Consider the following 17158-nt stretch of genomic DNA (forward strand, 5'->3'; position numbering starts at 1 on the left):
ACGCATTATTATTTTTTAATACTCGATTAATATCGCTAACGGTATAGTGTAACAATTTGTTAAAAATGGCAATTTAGTTATTGCATTTACTTGCATATATACATGTTTAAACTTTGTCATGAATATGTCATATTAGCGTCATAAACTGATTAGGCTTAAATATCCGAGGCAAATTAATTGAGGAAATATATATGCCAGCCAATATATTAGTAATTGAAGACGAACCAGCGATTCAAGAGTTATTAGCTCTGAACATCACCCAAGCTGGCCACAATGCAATCCGCGCGCTTAGCGGTGAAATTGCGCTAGACCTCATGCGTGAAACCGTGCCTGATTTAATCCTGCTGGATTGGATGCTACCTGGCATGAACGGGCTAGAACTTGCACGCAAACTTAAATCAGACACCTACACTAAAAACATTCCTATCATTATGCTTACCGCACGTGGCGAAGAGTACGACAAGGTGCGCGGCTTAGAGGTAGGCGCTGATGATTACGTCACAAAACCATTTAGCCCACGCGAGCTGAATGCGCGCATCAAAGCGGTATTACGTCGCAGAGCACCACAAATGACAGACGACCCGATTGAGCTTAACGGACTAAGATTAGACCCAACCACACACCGTGTGACTGGTAATCAAAAAACTATCGATTTAGGACCGACAGAATTCAGACTTTTACATTTTTTCATGACCAATGCCGAGCGCGTACATACTCGTAGCCAACTGCTGGACAAAGTTTGGGGTGACCGTGTATTTGTTGAGGATCGCACCGTGGATGTTCATATCAGACGTTTACGCAATGCCCTGTCAGCTTCAGGACACGAAGACCTGATTCAAACAGTAAGAGGTGCAGGTTACCGACTATCCTCGCAACCTAGCGAAGCGAGTCACAGCTAAACCGTGCAAGCCGGTCATCATAGTGATTACGCATGACATCAAAAACTCATGCTTACTTGTAAATCCTCGCTATAATCACTGTAATAAAAACAACTGAAAATATGACTCGTGATTGATATACGCTGGAAAGCCGCCTTATTTATTTGCGCTCTAAGCATAGTGAGCGTTTTTCTTTGGCTAATCTCAAGCTTGGTAACTGCCCTGGTTGTATTTGCACTAGGGCTGTTACTTTATCTCGTTAACCATATTCGCTGGATACATCAACTCAACAACTGGCTCAAAACACCAGACATACGTCAGGTGCCGGAGGGTTCAGGCCTATGGGAAGATGTGTACAGCAGCCTGCTCAAATACGAACGTAGCAATACGCTCAAACAAACAGAGTTAAACTCTGCACTAGAGCGTTTTCAAATTGTCGCGAATGCTATTCCAGATGGGCTAGTCATCCTCAGCGCAGCCAATACGATCGAGTGGTGCACATCGCATGCTGAGTACCAGTTAGGGCTGGACCTTAAAACCGATAAAAACCTACCTATTGTTAACTTACTTAGAAGTAGCCACTTCATTGCCTATTTGTACAATGAGGTTTATGACGAGCCTTTCAAACTAAAAGACGTTAAGAGCACTGAGTCCACACTGGAAATTTGGCTCATCCCGCTTGCAACCAAGCAAAAACTGTTAATTAGTCGCGACGTTACCCAAATTGAAAAAGTTGACGCGATGCGCCGTGACTTTATTGCCAATGTTTCACACGAGTTACGCACACCGCTGACCGTAGTGGGCGGTTTTATCGAAACGCTTTCAGACATGGAAGGTGCGATCCCCAGCAACATTCGTAGCTATTTTGGCATGATGCAAGATCAGACGACGCGTATGCGGCGCCTAATAGAAGACTTACTCACACTCTCACATATTGAAAGTAACACGCAGGCCCCCGATAACAACCCAATTAACATGTCCATGCTCATGAATATGTTATTGAATGACGCCAACGCGCTAAGCCAAGGCAAACATAAGATCACTGCGCAAACCAATCCGCATTTCGACCTAACCGGTGCAGTGGATGAGCTGCAAAGTGCGCTAGGCAATTTAGTTAGCAACGCCATACGCTACACGCCAGAGGGCGGTGAAATTAATATCAGTTGGCAACTACACCATAACCAAGGTGTTTTTAGCGTCTCAGACAACGGAATTGGGATCGATCAACAACACATTCATCGCTTAACTGAACGTTTTTATCGTGTAGATAGAGGCCGTAGCCGTGAAACTGGCGGCACCGGCCTAGGGCTCTCTATCGTTAAGCACATTTTAACCAGACATCAGGCAAAACTTGAAATCACCAGCGAACTGGGCGTGGGCAGTACATTCAGTGCCGTTTTCCCTAAAGCACGGATTATACAAAAGTGATAGGCGTCGCGACTCAGTTTAAAAAAATCACACCGTATATTGGCTGTGCTTTTTTACTCTCGGCCTGCGCCTCCAATTTACCACTGGACAAGAACAGCAAAAAAAACGTTCCAGACCAAAAAGACAAAAGTACGATTAGCCAAATCGCAAAAGCAGATATCGATAGAATGGCTGATGTAGAAATGCGCGAGAACGCACAGAGTTTGCGCTTGCTGATGCTTAAGCTTTACAAACGTAACCCGCAAGAACTCAAGAAAAGCACCTCAGACCCAGCAGAAAAAATGATTGATTGGGTGTTTGATGGTGCAGCCCAGCATCACTACCAATTGCCGGAGATTAACAATCTCGTGACAACTGATGCCATTTTCTTGGCATTTAATCCGGAGTTTAAAGGCGATCGAGTGTTAGCCTTCACCGTTGGCCTACACACCATGCTGCTAAAGGCACATAACGATAAAACCGAGTTTTACTTCACAGACAGCCTAGACCCGCAGCGCATATACAACGTGGCGCGCAATATAGAAATTGCTGTGTGGAAACTATCCAATGCCCGAGACGAAACCGGCGCACTGTACTTGCTCAGCAATGAGATTAACGACCATGATAAGAACTTATCGTTTGAACGTGAGTTTGGGAAAATGATTGGTCGCATAGACCTTTACGCACTCGTGCTGGCTGAGAAGTCGCAACGCTTGATTTCACGCGTTGTGCAGAACCTTGCTACCGCACTATTCTTACCTTTTTAGCCATACTGCTTAACGCACCAGCACACTTAATAAAGAATACGCGCCGAGCATTACCACTGCACCATATAATCCTTTGCAAGGCTTTCAGATCAAACAACCCGCCTAACGAGTCACTGCTACACGCCTCATGTAAATTGCCGTATGCAATCTACATGAGGCGTATCTACTGTTACAACAATACTTTTTCAATACCACCGTTGTTGGCTTTATGTACATACTCTTGCATCCAGTTCTCACCTAGAATATGTTTCGCCATTTCCACCACAATGTAGTCAGCTTCAATACCGGTATCTTCACCGTAACGTGATAGACCTTGCAAGCAACTTGGGCATGAGGTGAGTATTTTCACTTGCTCTTCTGGTGCACCTACAGTCAAGCCCATTTGCTTCATGCCCTTTTCCAGTTCTTCCTGTTTACGCATTTTCACCTGCGTCGAAATATCTGGGCGTGCCACCGCAAAGGTACCGCTCTCACCGCAGCATCTATCATTTAATGCAACATCTTGGCCCATTAACGTATTGGTCACTTCCAGTGGCTTGTACGTTTTCATCGGCGTATGGCAAGGATCATGGTACATATAGCGCGTACCGGTAACGCCTTGCAAGCGTACATCTTTCTCCATCAGATACTCATGGATATCCAACAAGCGGCAGCCAGGGAAAATCTTTTCAAACTCGTATTTCTGTAATTGGTCCATACAAGTACCACAAGACACAATAACTGTTTTGATATCCAAGTAGTTAAGCGTATTCGCGACACGATGGAACAACACGCGGTTGTCTGCCGTGATTTCCTGACCTTTGTCATGATTGCCTGCAGAAGTTTGCGGGTAACCACAACATAGATAACCTGGCGGCAACACGGTGATCGCACCCACTTCATACAGCATTGCCTGCGTCGCCAAACCTACATTTGAGAACAGACGCTCAGAGCCACAGCCTGGGAAGTAGAACACGGCTTCAGAATCATCCGTCACCTTTTGCGGGTTACGAATTACTGGGATCATATGATCGTCTTCTAAGCCCAACATCGCGCGTGAGGTCTTAGATTGCATTTTCTTCGGCATAGGGCGATTAATAAAATGTATCACCTGCGCTTTGATTTCCGCTTTGCCTACGGTTGCTGGTGGATGCTTTTTATCACGCAACAATCCAAAGCGCTTAGCCAAGCCATGTGCAAGATTTTGCGCTTTATATCCCCAATTAATCATTACAGTGCGCAATAATTTAATAGTGGCCGGATCTTTAGCATTCAAAAATGCCATACCTAGCGCAGTGCCTGGGTTAAATTGCTTTTTACCTTGTTCACGCAGGAAATTACGCATTTTGATTGAAACGTCACCAAAGTCGATATCCACAGGACATGGCTTTTCGCAACGATGGCAAACCGTACAATGGTCTGCTACATCATTAAACTCATCAAAATGTTTAATTGAAATACCACGTCGTGTTTGCTCTTCGTATAAGAAGGCTTCAATCAGCAATGACGTACCTAAAATCTTATTACGTGGGCTATACAACAAGTTTGCACGCGGTACATGGGTAGTACATACTGGCTTACACTTGCCGCAACGTAAACAATCACTGATGTCGTCCGCAATTTCTCCAATTGCAGATTGCTCCATAATGATGGACTCTTGCTCAAGCAAACCAAAGCTTGGCGTGTAAGCATTCTCTAAACCAGAGCCAGCCAGCAACTTGCCTTTATTAAAGTGTCCGTTAGGATCCACTTTATTTTTATAGTTAGTAAATGTATCAATCGTAGATTGATCCAAGAACTCCATTTTGGTAATACCGATGCCATGCTCACCAGAAATAACACCATCTAAATTACGTGCCAGCGCCATTACCTTAGCAACGGCCGCATGCGCATCTTGCATCATGCCATAATCATCTGAGTTAACAGGGATATTGGTATGCACATTACCGTCACCGGCATGCATGTGCAGGGCAATAAACACGCGGCTTTTCAGCACTTGCTTGTGAATCTCGTCACAACGCTCAAGTATTTTTTGATACTCGCGCCCGGCAAAAATATCGGCCATTGGGCGTTTTAACTCGCGCTTCCAGGAGATTCGCAAATCATAAGACTGCACTGCTCTAAACACATTTTCATAATGTGCATATGCTTTACCAGCCTCACCCAGCACGGAAACAGGTTCATCCAGATGATCTAAAACAAAACTCCAGCGCGTACGCAAGTCATCTAACAATGCCAACGCCATTGTTTGCTTGGTTTTCACCATATTTAAATCAGCATTACCTTCTTCATCGGCCTGCAAAGGCAATTCGCCCTGCATAAAGACTTTTAAGGCATCAATCAGTTTCAGCTTGTTTCTGATAGATAAATCAATATTAATGCGCTCGATACCATCAGAGTAATCGCCCAAACGTGGCAATGGAATCACCACGTCTTCATTGATCTTAAACGCATTGGTATGCTTAGCAATTGCAGCAGTTCTAGCGCGGTCTAACCAGAATTTTTTACGGGATTCGCTAGATACTGCAATAAAACCTTCGCCATTACGTGCGTTACATAAACGCACCATGCTGGAGGCAACTTCACCCACGGCATTTTCATCATCAGACGCAATATCTGCGATCAATACCATTTTCGGGCGTTGCTGACGCGCAGCTTTAGTTGCGTAGCCTACTGCCTTGATATAACGCTCATCCATATGCTCAAGACCCGCCATAATGACGGCTGGCGTTTGTTTCGCGGTTGCATCTAGATAATCTTTAATTTCTACGATAGCCGGCACTGCATGCGACACATTGCCAAAGAACTCTAAGGCAAGGGTACGCACATATTTAGGCATACGGTGCAAAATGAAAGTCGCACTGGTGATTAACCCATCACAACCCTCTTTTTGAATACCCGGCAAACCAGATAAAAACTTATCTGTCACGTCTTTACCCAAGCCAACCTTACGGAAGCTAGGGCCTGGAATTTCCAAAATCTCAGGCTCAGACAACAAGGTTTTCATGTCTTCACTGTAACGGCTGATTTTGAATCTAGCCATTTCAATATCATGAATTTTGCCTAGGTTGTGGTCTAGGCGTTCAACCTCCATCCACTCCCCATCTGGCGTCACCATGCGCCATGAGGCCAAGTTATCCAAGGCAGTACCCCATAACACGGCTTTTTTACCGCCTGCGTTCATGGCTACGTTGCCGCCGATACAAGAAGCATCGGCACTCGTTGGATCACAGGCAAACTCTAACCCTGCATCAGAAGCCGCTTCCATCGCGCGTCTGGTGACCACACCAGCACCGCACTCAATAGTGGCCACTTGGCGAGCAACACCAGGCAATGTGCGCATTTGCACGCCAGTATGTTGATCAAGCTTTTCGGTATTAATGACTGCAGACAAAGGAGTCAGTGGCACTGCACCACCGGTATAGCCAGTGCCGCCGCCACGAGGAATGATAGTAAGCCCTAACTCGATACAGGCACGTACCATCGCCGCGATTTCACTTTCCGTATCTGGTGTTAATACCAAGAACGGATATTCGACACGCCAGTCGGTGGCATCGGTCACATGCGACACCCGTGACAAGCCATCAAACTTGATATTGTCTTTCCGCGTGATTTTTGAAAGTTTAGCCAGTGCTTTTTTGCGCAGATTAGCCGTGTGCTTAAACTCGTTCTCGAACTTAGTCACCGCTTGGCGTGCAGCAACCACCAGTTTAAGCACTTTTGCGTTGCCAGCACTGCGTTCATCAATCGCGGCAATGCGGTGCTTCAAAGCATCCACTAGCGCTTTGCAACGCTTAGGGTTCTCTAATAAGTCATCTTGCAGATATGGATTGCGTGATACCACCCACAAATCGCCCAGCACTTCAAACAGCATGCGTGCGGAACGCCCAGTTTTACGCTCACCGCGCAATTCATTTAAAATACTCCAAATTTCCTCTCCAAGAAACCGAATGACAATTTCACGGTCAGAGAAAGAAGTATAGTTATAGGGAATTTCGCGCAAGCGCGTAGCAGGCTTAGGCTCTGCGTTTAAAATAGTGCTTAATAGAGGTGCGTTCATTGTAGTTTTTGACAAATAGCTTTGCTATTAAAGAATCATTATAACATGGTGTAAGCTGGCAAATAAGCGCGACTGTGATATGGTTATTTATCACGCACACACCTTTATGATAGCAACACCTGAAAAAAATTCACCCAGAATATCCATTAATAAAGTTAGACTACCAAGATGAAACAATTATTAAAGAAATCATTACTGCCGGTAATTATTATTGCACTTTTAGCGCTACTGGGGCTGCAGTTGACTAAAAAACCGCAAGCGCCAGATGTGACATTTAACACGATCGATGGCCAACAAATCTCGATGGCATCTTTGAAAGACAAAGTCGTCATCGTTAACTTCTGGGCCACAGACTGCCCAGGCTGCATTAAAGAAATGCCTGAATTAATTAAAACATATAACACCTACCAATCCAAGGGGCTTGAAATCATTGCGGTCGCCATGCCACATGACGAAATCTCGCAAATAAAAAACTATAGCAAATCCCAACAGTTGCCATTCCCTGTAACATATGACCAAAGTGCAGCCCTCACCGAACTATTTGGCCAAGTACGACTAACACCCACTGCATTTATCTACAACAAGCAAGGTGACTTACTACAAAGAACCATGGGCGAGTTAGATTTTGTAGCATTACAGCAATTATTAAATAAAGAGTTAGGTGTTTAAATGCTTTGGATTAAAGCGCTACACATTATTTTTATCACCAGTTGGTTTGCAGGCTTATTTTACCTACCCAGACTATTTGTTAACCACGCGATGGTGCTTGATAGCGCAACACCCGACCAGAACACCTCTGAGCGCTTGAAACTGATGGAAAAAAAACTTTACCGCTTCATGCTGCCACTCGCCTTATTAGCACTTGGCTTTGGCTTATGGCTGTGGTTGGGTTACGGCATTTCTGGCGCTTGGATGCATGCAAAACTCACACTGGTCGCCATACTTATTGGCTACCATATTTATTGCGGTAAACTCGTGAATGACTTCAGGCAGAACAAGAACCAGCACAGCCATATTTGGTATCGCTGGTTCAATGAACTACCGGTGATCATCCTCACCGCCGTTGTTATACTCGTTGTGGTAAAACCTTTTTAATAGAGAGATAAACATGAACAATGAAGATTCTGACCTGCTAGGCTCGTCTTGGCTCATTTACATGTTAGCCAAATCAAGCAACACCCCTGAGGGGCGTTTATTAAGCCTGTTTGACATTCTAAACGACTGGCTAAAAGCACCCAACATGCTGAAACATTGCCATTTAAACAATACAAACCATGCGTTATTACTTAGCTACTGCATAGCGCAGGCACAAGCACTAGGGGCAGAAAACCCTGAAACCTTAGCCGAACATATCGTATTGATTGCACGTAGTGCCGCCCAGCAAAATATTACTCACCCTCTGAGCAATAGCCTAATGCATGCAAAAAAAGCAGCCAATGCGCTGATCTTGGCACAAACCCAACCACCGGCAGCTATAAAGGTTAAGCGTGCTGTTAACAAGCCGGTTGCCTACAGCATTGCGGCGACGCTGGCTCTGGCTATCGGCACGTCATTCATATGGGCACCGATGCTAAAAGATCAGCAATCAGCGCCTCAGATCAGCGCTGAATCAAGTGATGCACACAACCCCACGCTAGCGACAGCACAGAGCAAACAACTGACCGCTCAAGATGCGACGCAAATGTACGCTAAATTTGAGCTAATGCGCCAAGGCTCATGCCAGTTCCCCGAAGTATTACAAATGCCGGATAAGCATAAAGCCATTTACTTAGAAAATGTAGTAGGCGGCAAGTTACCTTCTAACCTTGAAGACCTTGCAATTGCTAATGTGTACCTAGAAAAAATACGATGCAACTATACGCCAATGCTGATGGCCGCATCAAAGTAGCTGACAGACCCAAATAATAACAGTTGCAATCACTCTATACAGATTAGTATAATGGTGCTATGACTGGCCTACGTGAAAAAATACTCACTACTGCGAGCAATCTGTTCCAAACGCAGGGCATTAACTCGACCGGAGTTGATACCATTGTGGCTGTCGCTGGCACTACCAAAATGACACTGTACAAATACTTTGGCAGCAAAGAGGTGCTCATTCTCGAAGTATTGAAACAAGGTCATCAAGATTTTCAAAACTGGCTCAACGACAAGTTAAGCAACAACACCAAACAACCTAGCGAAAAGCTGCAAAAGCTGTTTGACTACATTGAAGAGTGGGTCACATCGCCTGATTTTCATGGCGTAGGCTTTATTAAAGCCTCGGCAGAGTTTCCTCAAGAAGATAATCCAGTGCATCAATTATCTTCACAGCAATCCCAGCAATTTAAGCAGTACATTCATCACTTGGCGACCGAAGCCAATATTAAAGATGCCGAGGGCTTATCGCTACAGCTATCCTTAATATTTGAAGGTGCGGTACAAGCTGAGCAAATGAAACGCGGCTCAGGCGCCATTAAATACGCAAAAACAGCAGCCAAAATCCTGATTGACGGCGCATCAACGCAATAAACAAACAAGTGCATCCTGCGCAACAAATGTCGCACGGATTAAATCTGCCTAACTATTAAACTTGCTTACCTAGGCTAATACCTAAGATAATGATTCTTTTTTCATTTCTGCGTTAATTCCATGCACACACTTATTTGCGGCTCACTCGCCTTTGACACCATTATGGTGTTTCAAGATAAATTCAAAAATCATATCTTGCCAGATAAAATTCACGCCTTAAGCGTTGCGTTTTACGTGCCTGAAATGCGTCGAGAATTTGGCGGCACAGCAGGTAATATTGCTTACAACCTGCAACTGCTCGATGGCAACCCGCTCATCATGGCAACTGCCGGTGAGGATTTTGGCACTTACACACAATGGCTGAATAAAAATAAAATCAACACAGCCCACATCAAAATCATTCCAAACAGCTTTACTGCCCAAGCTTTTATTACAACAGATACTGATGACAATCAGATTACGGCATTTCACCCAGGCGCGATGATAGAGTCGCACCAAAACAGTGTGAAAGAAGCTAAAGATATTACCTTGGCAGTAATTGCCCCGGATGGCCGCGATGGGATGTTTCAGCATGCGCGTGAATGCCATGAAGCTGGCATTCCGTTCTTATTTGATCCTGGGCAAGGTCTACCTATGTTCAACGGTGAAGAGCTGCTGCACTTTATTGAAATGGCAGACTATCTTGCAGTCAATGATTATGAATCACAAATTATTCAAGATAAAACCGGCCTAACTCTCGAACAACTGGCACTAAAAGTTAAAGCGCTAGTCGTAACATTAGGTGGTCAAGGCTCACAAATTTATGCTGACGGTCAACGTTTCGATATTCCATGCGTTGTAGCAGATAAGATTGTTGACCCAACCGGCTGTGGTGATGCTTATCGTGCAGGCTTACTGTATGGTATTGCTAAAGGCTGGGATTGGCCAACTTGTGGCAGACTTGCCTCGACCATGGGCGCAATTAAAATTGCGCACCGCGGCGGGCAAAACCATGCGCCAACACGAGCAGAGATTGAGATTATTTACACTCAAGCACTCGTCAATGAAACGGCGTTAACAGAAGGTCTAGCCAACTAAATACCGGCTGCTTTAGTATGTCGGTAAAGGTAAAACTTTTAAAATTTATATTCACTGATTAAAGGAAAAATAAAATGCATATCAGTCGACTTATCGCAGTAGGCCTACTCAGCGTATTTCTAGCTGCTTGCGCAAGCTCCAACTCTGGCTCTGTGTACAGCAGAGAGGATGCCAGAAAAACACAAACAGTGAGAACTGGTACGGTAGAAAGCGTGCGCCAAGTAAAACTTGAAGGCACAAAATCACCGATTGGCACGCTAGCTGGCGGTGCAGTTGGCGGCATCGCAGGTAGCTCAGTGGGTGGCGGCAAAGGCAGCGCGATTGCCACAGTGATTGGCGCTGTGGTGGGCGGCATTGCTGGCTCTGCTGCTGAGGAAGTAGCTACCAGAAAAGATGCATTGGAAATCACTGTCAAACTAGATGGTGGTGGCCTGCTTGCAGTTGTGCAAGAAGCGGATGAAGCATTTTCAGCTGGGCAAAGAGTACGCCTGATTGAAAACGGCGGCACCACACGCGTATCGCACTAAACAACGCCTAACGTTCACAATCACCGCGATGCCTAAGCTATATTACAGCCTAGGCTTCGCGGTTACAGCATTGACACCACCACTCACTTAACAAGCTTGGCAAACTAAAGCTAAGCGTTTACCACACGCCCTATCAAACCTGAATGCAGCACTACTACGCATCAGGCTACTGTCAACAAAGCATCATCTGCACGTCATTAATTCTTCATATTCCATCTTTAAAGTGCTGCTCAAGCATAAAAGATAAATTTCATGGAGAGTAGCCAGATCATGCGTAAAGATTTAACCTTAATTGGAAGCATCAATGCACGTAACCAAGAGTCAGCCTCACAAAGAAGACTGTATGTAAACTTGGCGCATACGCAGGCTGAAATTGAAGAGGCACAACGCTTGCGCTATAAAGTTTTTGCTGAAGAAATGGGTGCACAGCTTTCAGGCACCGGTGGTCTAGATATTGATGGCTTTGACCAGTTTTGCGACCATTTAATTGTGCGCGACAGCGGCACCAATCAAGTGATTGGCACTTATAGGATATTAAGCCCATCCAAGGCCAACGAAGCTGGCGGCTATTATTCTGCTGGCGAATTTGATTTAAGCCGACTATCTCATTTATTTGACCGCACTGTTGAAGTAGGCAGAGCGTGTGTACACCAGAACTACCGTAACGGTGGGACTATTACCATGTTATGGGCTGGGCTTGCAAAGTACATGCAGATTCATAACTACGAGTACATGATTGGCTGCGGTAGCATGAGCATGTCGGATGGCGGTCACAGCGCGGCTAGCCTCTACAACAAATTACGTGACGAATACTTATCGCCTTTAGAGTACCGTGTATTTGCTCGCAACCCACTACCAATACAAGCATTGCATAACGATTTACAAGTTGCATGCCCTCCTCTGATTAAAGGCTACTTACGTCTGGGTGCTTATATTTGCGGCGAGCCAGCATGGGATCCATATTTCAACACCGCGGATATGCTAGTGATGTTGCCACTATCCAGAATCAACCCAAGGTATGCCGCGCACTTCTTAAAGTAAATTGAGAGCTGACTCGCTCTACCTTAACTATCGTGCTGTGCAGCAAGCCATTCAACACAAGTTAAGATAGAAAGCGCTGAGGTTGCGGCATATTGCCAGATGCAACGCTATATAACTCATGTAAAATAAAAGCCCTGCTCTTGATTAGCTCTGTTACTTTGCACACAACACAACCTACCACTCACCAAACCAATGCAATCACCCGCTATTTCCGAGTGGCACGTATTGTATGCCACACATGTGTGGGCTTGGTTTTAGCATTCGTTTTATTCCCATTCACCGGCAATCAAATAAAAGCCAGGCTGATTCAATGGTGGTGCACAGGCTTACTGGCTGCTTTTAATATCCAAGTAAAAAAGACCGGGTTACTGCCTAGCAAAAACACAGCGCTCTCTAATACGATGTTTGTGGCAAACCATGTTTCATGGTCTGACATTCATGCACTCAACAGTGTGATTCCGTTACGCTTTATTGCAAAATCTGAAATTAAAAACTGGCCAATCTTTGGCTATCTAGTCAGCAAAGCCAACACATTATTTATTGACCGTACTAAACGGCAGGATGCTAAGCGCACGATTGATACCGCCTACTCCAGCCTGCAAAGTGGCGATAATTTGTGTTTGTTTCCTGAAGGCACCACTACCGATGGCACAGAAATGAAGCCATTTAAGAGCAGCTTAATTCAGGCGGCTATTTTGGCTAAGTCACCCATTTGGCCGGTGGCTTTACACTACCCAAACGCTGATAGCAGCATCAATACCAAGATTGCTTACGCAGGTGAAACCACCTTGGTTGAATCCATGCGCAATATGCTATTGCAAAAAAACCCAATCATCGTGCTGCACTTTCTTGCACCCATCACACCAGCAGAATATGCGGCAATGGACAGACGCACACTCACGCTGCATATCGAAGGCTTAATTCGCAAGCAATTAATGCTCTGACTTCTGAATCGCTACCGGTCGATCTAAAGGATGCGCATCAACCTGCACGATTTCCTTAGTATTCAAATTCATTGCAGTTAGCTTGCCACCCCATAAACAACCGGTATCTAAGGCAAATAGATTTTTACGTTGCTGTAGCCCTAACGCAGACCAATGACCAAAAATCACCTGAGTATCTTTGCTTGCGCGTGAAGGCACATCAAACCAAGGCATATAGCCGTGAGGAATATCTTGCAGCTCCCCCTTAAATTTAAACTCCATTTCACCGTCTGCGGTACATATACGTAAGCGTGTTGCCGCATTAGTAATGACGCGCAAGCGATCAACCCCGGTTAAGTCTGGCGTCCAGCAGTTGGGTAAGTTGCCATACATATGCGTTAGAAAATGCAGGTAATTTTCACCTCGCAACGCTGACTCAACCTCTGCCGCGTAGGCCATAGTTTGATCTACAGTCCATTGAGGCAGCAAACCCGCATGTACCATTAAGTAATCAGCATCCTGATACACTAAGGGCTGGTGACGCAGCCAATCTAGCAGCACATCGCGGTCAGCAGCAGCCAGCAATGATTGCAAAGTATCGCCCCTATGCGCAGCAACGATACCCGCAGCTACCACGATGGCATGCAAATCATGATTACCCAACACAATACGTAAGCTGTTTCGGTGCGCATAGCACCAGCGCAACACCTCCAGCGTGCCGCTGCCGCGATTAATTAAATCACCCACTAGCCAAAGCTGGTCTTTATCTTGATCAAATTTAAGGCGTGCTAACAATGCTTGAAAAGCATGATAACAACCTTGTATATCGCCTATTGCATAAGTAGCCACGACCCCATACCGCCCTGATAGTTAAAATATATCGCCAATAAAAAAGCCACTTAATGTATCAAGTGGCTTTAGTGTACTACCTTGCAAAAATCTCTACTTAAAACCCGGCACCCGCAGCATTTGCCATATGTTTTACTGCTGCAGCAACCTCTGCATCAGATAATGCAGGGTTACCACCTTTAGCTGGCATCGTACGTACGCCATTGATTGCGTGGCTCACCAATGTATCGTAACCCTGTTTAACACGAGGCTCCCACTGTGCTTTATCACCAAACTTCGGCGCATTCATCAAGCCAGCAGCGTGGCACATAGAACAAACTGCTTTATACACTTCCTCGCCACTTTTACCGGCAGCAACTGGTGCAGATGCTGCAGCTGCAACAACTAGGTCAGATCCTTTTGCTGCCTTTGCTGGCTCAGCCGCTTTAGCAGGCTCAGTCACGGCAGGTGCAGCTTCGGCTGCTTTTGCAGCAGGCGCTGCGTCAGCCGCTTTAGGTTTAGGTGCAGTAAATTTAGCGCCTGATGCGTTTGCCATTTCAGCCACTGCACCCGCTATTTCATCATCAGTTAACGCTGGATTACCACCGCGAGCAGGCATGCTACGAATACCTTCAAGCGCATGTTTTACCAGTGTTTGGTAACCTTGAGCGATACGTGGAGCCCATTGTGAGTTATCACCAATTTTTGGCGCATTCATCAAGCCAGCCGCGTGACACATAGAACAAACCGCTTTAACTACCTCAGCACCGCTCTTACCAGCAGTCGTACCAGTAGTTTCTTCTGCAACCTCTACAACCGCAACAGGTTTAATGTTTTCATCAAGCTTAGCTACTTGCTCCGCTGCAGGCGCATCAACCTCTACCGGATCCATTACGCCAAAAACTTTAGCGACAATCACTACAAATGCAACAATACCAACGACACCAGCAAAGGTCGCGAGCAGAATCTGCCCTAGAGAGTAGCCTTTAGCTTCATTATCTACATTACTCATTACGTTTGTTCCTGAAAATATATGGATAAAATCTCATTATACCTACACTTTAGCTTATGACAAAAAGCATACCCACAAAAAATTTGACTTTGGAGATGAGCTCGATTGCGCATTAAAGCCACATACAGTAGCTCAGTTTGCTATAATGCAACGCTACTTTGCGCCCGTAGCTCATTTGGATAGAGTATCGGTTTCCGAAGCCGAGGGTAGTGGGTTCGAATCCCGCCGGGCGCGCCATCAGAATCAATAGGTTAGCTCACCTTGTTGTCAGTGGAAGCATAACTTTACCCCCAAGACAGGTTTATGCTTCCAAATCACAAAGCCAGCTATATGCTTCCAATTGTGAATATTGCTAAATGACCATTCGATACATAGTTTACTTTAAGGCTCATTAGCAGAATGAGTATTCTTGCCCAAAGGTGCCACTCAAAATTGCGGGGATATGCCAGCTCTTGCAGTTTAAAAGCGCCACCAATTATTGAATACAAATACCATCCATTCTGGCTTAAGTCAGCCATATCAAAACTCTCTGAAAAGAAATATTGTTGCCAAAAAATGTTTTCGATTCGACAGCTAAATCCGCAAAGCGGACATTAAACAAATATCCGCTAACAGTAGTCGTTAATTAAAGATTATCGAAAGGACTAATCACTGACTTAGTTGCTTCAATGACATGTGTATAAATCATGGTTGTTTGCAGACTACGATGCCCCAGTAATAGTTGAATCGTTCTGATGTCTGTACCTGCACTTAAAAGATGAGTTGCGAACGAATGTCGTAATGTATGAATAGATGCGTGCTTTTCGATCTTGGCATGTCTTAATGCCAGCTTAAAGGCCTTCTGAATCGTGCTATCTGACATATGCCATCGTACTTTCATTTGACCCTGACTCCAGTCACGCAACACACTTGATGGGAACACGTATTGCCAAGCTAAAGAACGAGAAGCCATCGGGTACTTTTTATAAAGCGCACCAGGCATAGCTGCAAAACCAGCCCCACGATTCAAATCAGTTTGATGTATCTGAGCCACTTTCACTAAGTGTTTTTGTAAAGGTACAAATAATTGTTTAGCAAGAAGGGTGGTGCGATCCTTACCACCTTTACCGTCTCGCACACTTAATGACCCAGTTTCAAAATCTATATCTTTCACTCTCAAGCCTAAGCATTCATTGACTCTAAGCCCTGCGCCATATATCAGTTGGGCGATTAACTGACAGGTGCCGTTCATATTATCTAAAATTTTTTTTACCTCGGAGATACTCAATACCACAGGTACACGATGACGTTGCTGCACGCGTTGCAAGCCTTTCATATTGCCTAAAGGATTTGCAAGTACTTCCTGATAAAGAAACACTAAAGCATTTAATGCCTGTGTTTGGGTAGAAGCAGAACAGTACCGATCGACTGCAAGATGATTCAGAAAGGCTTCGACCTCCGATACGCCCATGAGATTAGGATGGCGCTTTTGATGAAAGAAGATAAATCGTTTAATCCAATGAATATAGGCCTCTTCGGTTCTGAAGCTGAAATGTCGACGACGACAAATCGCAGCAACTAAATCAAGAAGACGAGGCGGTTGGTTTGAAGCGGTAGATTGACCCCATAATTTTAGCTCCTATGGTGGTGATAAAAAAGCCATTAGTTTACAATCAGAAAGAAGTAACGCTCTGTCTCTATATTAATAATTTAATATGGAGACGCATAAACAATAAAACCAAGAAGGAGCAAGGTATTCCAGCCATGTATATCAATTTTCAAATTCTTAATATAGAGACCCATGGGTCTCTATAATTACTGTTAGGCATTAATGTTTAAGTATCAAGATGGCTCAGAAATTTTGATTGGTGATTCCGTCATGTTTGAGAATGGGAAAACCATTGGTATTGTTGAGCTAATTGCAGTTTCTGAAGCAGATATTAAAAGCATCAATGTAAATGAGGCTGGCATCATGTTGAAATCTGAGCCTTTTGGTTTAGTGTATTTAAGTGAGCATTGGTTAAAAAATGACCCTTTACTATTCTTATCGCATGCACCAGCCTAACCCATCAGTCAAGCGGGACTGGCGAAAGCGCGCTTCGATGATACAACTTTCAATAACGATGGTTGAGCCACCGATGTCGCCAGCCCCTTACTTCAAACGTTAGG

15 protein-coding genes, 1 tRNA gene and 1 pseudogene are annotated in these 17158 nt (G+C 44.8%); 13 read left to right on the forward strand and 4 right to left on the reverse strand.

Going from position 1 to position 17158, the window contains the following annotated elements; translation table 11 throughout:
• Nucleotides 1-191 precede the first annotated feature (191 nt).
• The 3 genes from phoB (at nucleotide 192) to C3Y98_RS00780 (ending at nucleotide 3052) form a co-directional block, all read left to right on the forward strand.
• Nucleotides 192-899, forward strand: coding sequence for a phosphate regulon transcriptional regulator PhoB (gene phoB / locus C3Y98_RS00770; protein ID WP_135276223.1), 708 nt, complete (start codon nucleotides 192-194; stop codon nucleotides 897-899).
• 108 nt (nucleotides 900-1007) lie between these two features.
• Nucleotides 1008-2306: a phosphate regulon sensor histidine kinase PhoR gene (phoR, locus tag C3Y98_RS00775; protein ID WP_135276224.1), complete on the forward strand. Its 1299-nt coding sequence runs from the start codon at nucleotides 1008-1010 to the stop codon at nucleotides 2304-2306.
• Nucleotides 2303-3052 carry a hypothetical protein gene (locus C3Y98_RS00780; RefSeq protein WP_135276225.1) on the forward strand — a complete coding sequence of 250 codons (750 nt, stop codon included), beginning with the start codon at nucleotides 2303-2305 and terminating at the stop codon, nucleotides 3050-3052. The genes phoR and C3Y98_RS00780 overlap by 4 nt, the downstream gene beginning before the upstream one ends.
• A gap of 169 nt (nucleotides 3053-3221) precedes the next feature.
• Here the strand turns inward: C3Y98_RS00780 and C3Y98_RS00785 are convergent, their stop codons facing one another.
• A complete protein-coding gene (locus C3Y98_RS00785; protein WP_135276226.1) occupies nucleotides 3222-7091 on the reverse strand; it encodes a DUF3683 domain-containing protein in 3870 nt (1289 codons plus the stop codon).
• A gap of 168 nt (nucleotides 7092-7259) precedes the next feature.
• On the opposite strand from C3Y98_RS00785, the gene C3Y98_RS00790 reads away from it, so the two are divergent.
• From C3Y98_RS00790 to C3Y98_RS00825, 8 genes are all read left to right on the forward strand, one after another.
• A complete protein-coding gene (locus C3Y98_RS00790; protein WP_135276227.1) occupies nucleotides 7260-7760 on the forward strand; it encodes a peroxiredoxin family protein in 501 nt (166 codons plus the stop codon).
• A complete protein-coding gene (locus C3Y98_RS00795; protein WP_135276228.1) occupies nucleotides 7761-8186 on the forward strand; it encodes a CopD family protein in 426 nt (141 codons plus the stop codon).
• A 13-nt stretch (nucleotides 8187-8199) separates the two neighbouring features.
• Nucleotides 8200-8979, forward strand: coding sequence for a hypothetical protein (locus C3Y98_RS00800; protein ID WP_135276229.1), 780 nt, complete (start codon nucleotides 8200-8202; stop codon nucleotides 8977-8979).
• A gap of 59 nt (nucleotides 8980-9038) precedes the next feature.
• Nucleotides 9039-9602, forward strand: a complete 564-nt coding sequence (locus C3Y98_RS00805; protein WP_135276230.1) for a TetR/AcrR family transcriptional regulator — start codon at nucleotides 9039-9041, stop codon at nucleotides 9600-9602.
• Nucleotides 9603-9722: 120 nt separating this feature from the next.
• Entirely contained in the window at nucleotides 9723-10679 is a 957-nt protein-coding gene (locus C3Y98_RS00810; RefSeq protein WP_135276231.1) for a carbohydrate kinase family protein, read from the forward strand.
• Between the two features lie 74 nt (nucleotides 10680-10753).
• Nucleotides 10754-11206, forward strand: coding sequence for an outer membrane lipoprotein (locus tag C3Y98_RS00815; RefSeq protein ID WP_135276232.1), 453 nt, complete (start codon nucleotides 10754-10756; stop codon nucleotides 11204-11206).
• A 270-nt stretch (nucleotides 11207-11476) separates the two neighbouring features.
• Nucleotides 11477-12247 (forward strand): GNAT family N-acetyltransferase, encoded by a 771-nt coding sequence (locus C3Y98_RS00820; RefSeq protein WP_245234276.1) that lies wholly within the window; start codon nucleotides 11477-11479, stop codon nucleotides 12245-12247.
• Nucleotides 12248-12405: 158 nt separating this feature from the next.
• On the forward strand, nucleotides 12406-13191 hold the full coding sequence (locus tag C3Y98_RS00825; RefSeq protein WP_245234277.1) for a lysophospholipid acyltransferase family protein: 786 nt from the start codon (nucleotides 12406-12408) through the stop codon (nucleotides 13189-13191).
• On the opposite strand, the gene C3Y98_RS00830 is transcribed toward C3Y98_RS00825, so the two are convergent.
• Both C3Y98_RS00830 and C3Y98_RS00835 read right to left on the reverse strand, forming a co-directional pair.
• Entirely contained in the window at nucleotides 13180-14019 is an 840-nt protein-coding gene (locus C3Y98_RS00830) for a symmetrical bis(5'-nucleosyl)-tetraphosphatase (protein WP_135276234.1), read from the reverse strand. The two genes, C3Y98_RS00825 and C3Y98_RS00830, sit on opposite strands and share 12 nt — an antisense overlap.
• A 97-nt stretch (nucleotides 14020-14116) precedes the next feature.
• Nucleotides 14117-15010 carry a c-type cytochrome gene (locus C3Y98_RS00835; protein ID WP_135276235.1) on the reverse strand — a complete coding sequence of 298 codons (894 nt, stop codon included), beginning with the start codon at nucleotides 15008-15010 and terminating at the stop codon, nucleotides 14117-14119.
• A gap of 160 nt (nucleotides 15011-15170) precedes the next feature.
• Here C3Y98_RS00835 and C3Y98_RS00840 point away from each other — a divergent pair.
• A tRNA-Arg gene (locus tag C3Y98_RS00840) sits at nucleotides 15171-15247 on the forward strand.
• 388 nt (nucleotides 15248-15635) lie between these two features.
• On the opposite strand, the pseudogene C3Y98_RS00845 reads toward C3Y98_RS00840, so the two are convergent.
• Nucleotides 15636-16568, reverse strand: a pseudogene (locus C3Y98_RS00845) (integron integrase); the annotation flags it as partial.
• Nucleotides 16569-16820: 252 nt separating this feature from the next.
• Between C3Y98_RS00845 and C3Y98_RS00850 the strand changes: the two are divergent.
• Nucleotides 16821-17054, forward strand: a complete 234-nt coding sequence (locus C3Y98_RS00850; RefSeq protein ID WP_135276237.1) for a hypothetical protein — start codon at nucleotides 16821-16823, stop codon at nucleotides 17052-17054.
• Nucleotides 17055-17158 lie beyond the last annotated feature (104 nt).

The organism is Methylotenera oryzisoli, from assembly GCF_004661485.1.
Classification (GTDB): Bacteria; Pseudomonadota; Gammaproteobacteria; order Burkholderiales; family Methylophilaceae; genus Methylotenera; species Methylotenera oryzisoli.

Bases quoted from the DNA above. Each gene is read 5' to 3' on its own strand.
- phoB (WP_135276223.1), top strand. From the start codon at position 192: ATGCCAGCCAATATATTAGTAATTGAAGACGAACCAGCGATTCAAGAG.
- C3Y98_RS00785 (WP_135276226.1), bottom strand. From the start codon at position 7,091: ATGAACGCACCTCTATTAAGCACTATTTTAAACGCAGAGCCTAAGCCT.
- C3Y98_RS00790 (WP_135276227.1), top strand. From the start codon at position 7,260: ATGAAACAATTATTAAAGAAATCATTACTGCCGGTAATTATTATTGCA.
- C3Y98_RS00795 (WP_135276228.1), top strand. From the start codon at position 7,761: ATGCTTTGGATTAAAGCGCTACACATTATTTTTATCACCAGTTGGTTT.
- C3Y98_RS00800 (WP_135276229.1), top strand. From the start codon at position 8,200: ATGAACAATGAAGATTCTGACCTGCTAGGCTCGTCTTGGCTCATTTAC.
- C3Y98_RS00805 (WP_135276230.1), top strand. From the start codon at position 9,039: ATGACTGGCCTACGTGAAAAAATACTCACTACTGCGAGCAATCTGTTC.
- C3Y98_RS00810 (WP_135276231.1), top strand. From the start codon at position 9,723: ATGCACACACTTATTTGCGGCTCACTCGCCTTTGACACCATTATGGTG.
- C3Y98_RS00815 (WP_135276232.1), top strand. From the start codon at position 10,754: ATGCATATCAGTCGACTTATCGCAGTAGGCCTACTCAGCGTATTTCTA.
- C3Y98_RS00820 (WP_245234276.1), top strand. From the start codon at position 11,477: ATGCGTAAAGATTTAACCTTAATTGGAAGCATCAATGCACGTAACCAA.
- C3Y98_RS00835 (WP_135276235.1), bottom strand. From the start codon at position 15,010: ATGAGTAATGTAGATAATGAAGCTAAAGGCTACTCTCTAGGGCAGATT.
- C3Y98_RS00850 (WP_135276237.1), top strand. From the start codon at position 16,821: ATGTTTAAGTATCAAGATGGCTCAGAAATTTTGATTGGTGATTCCGTC.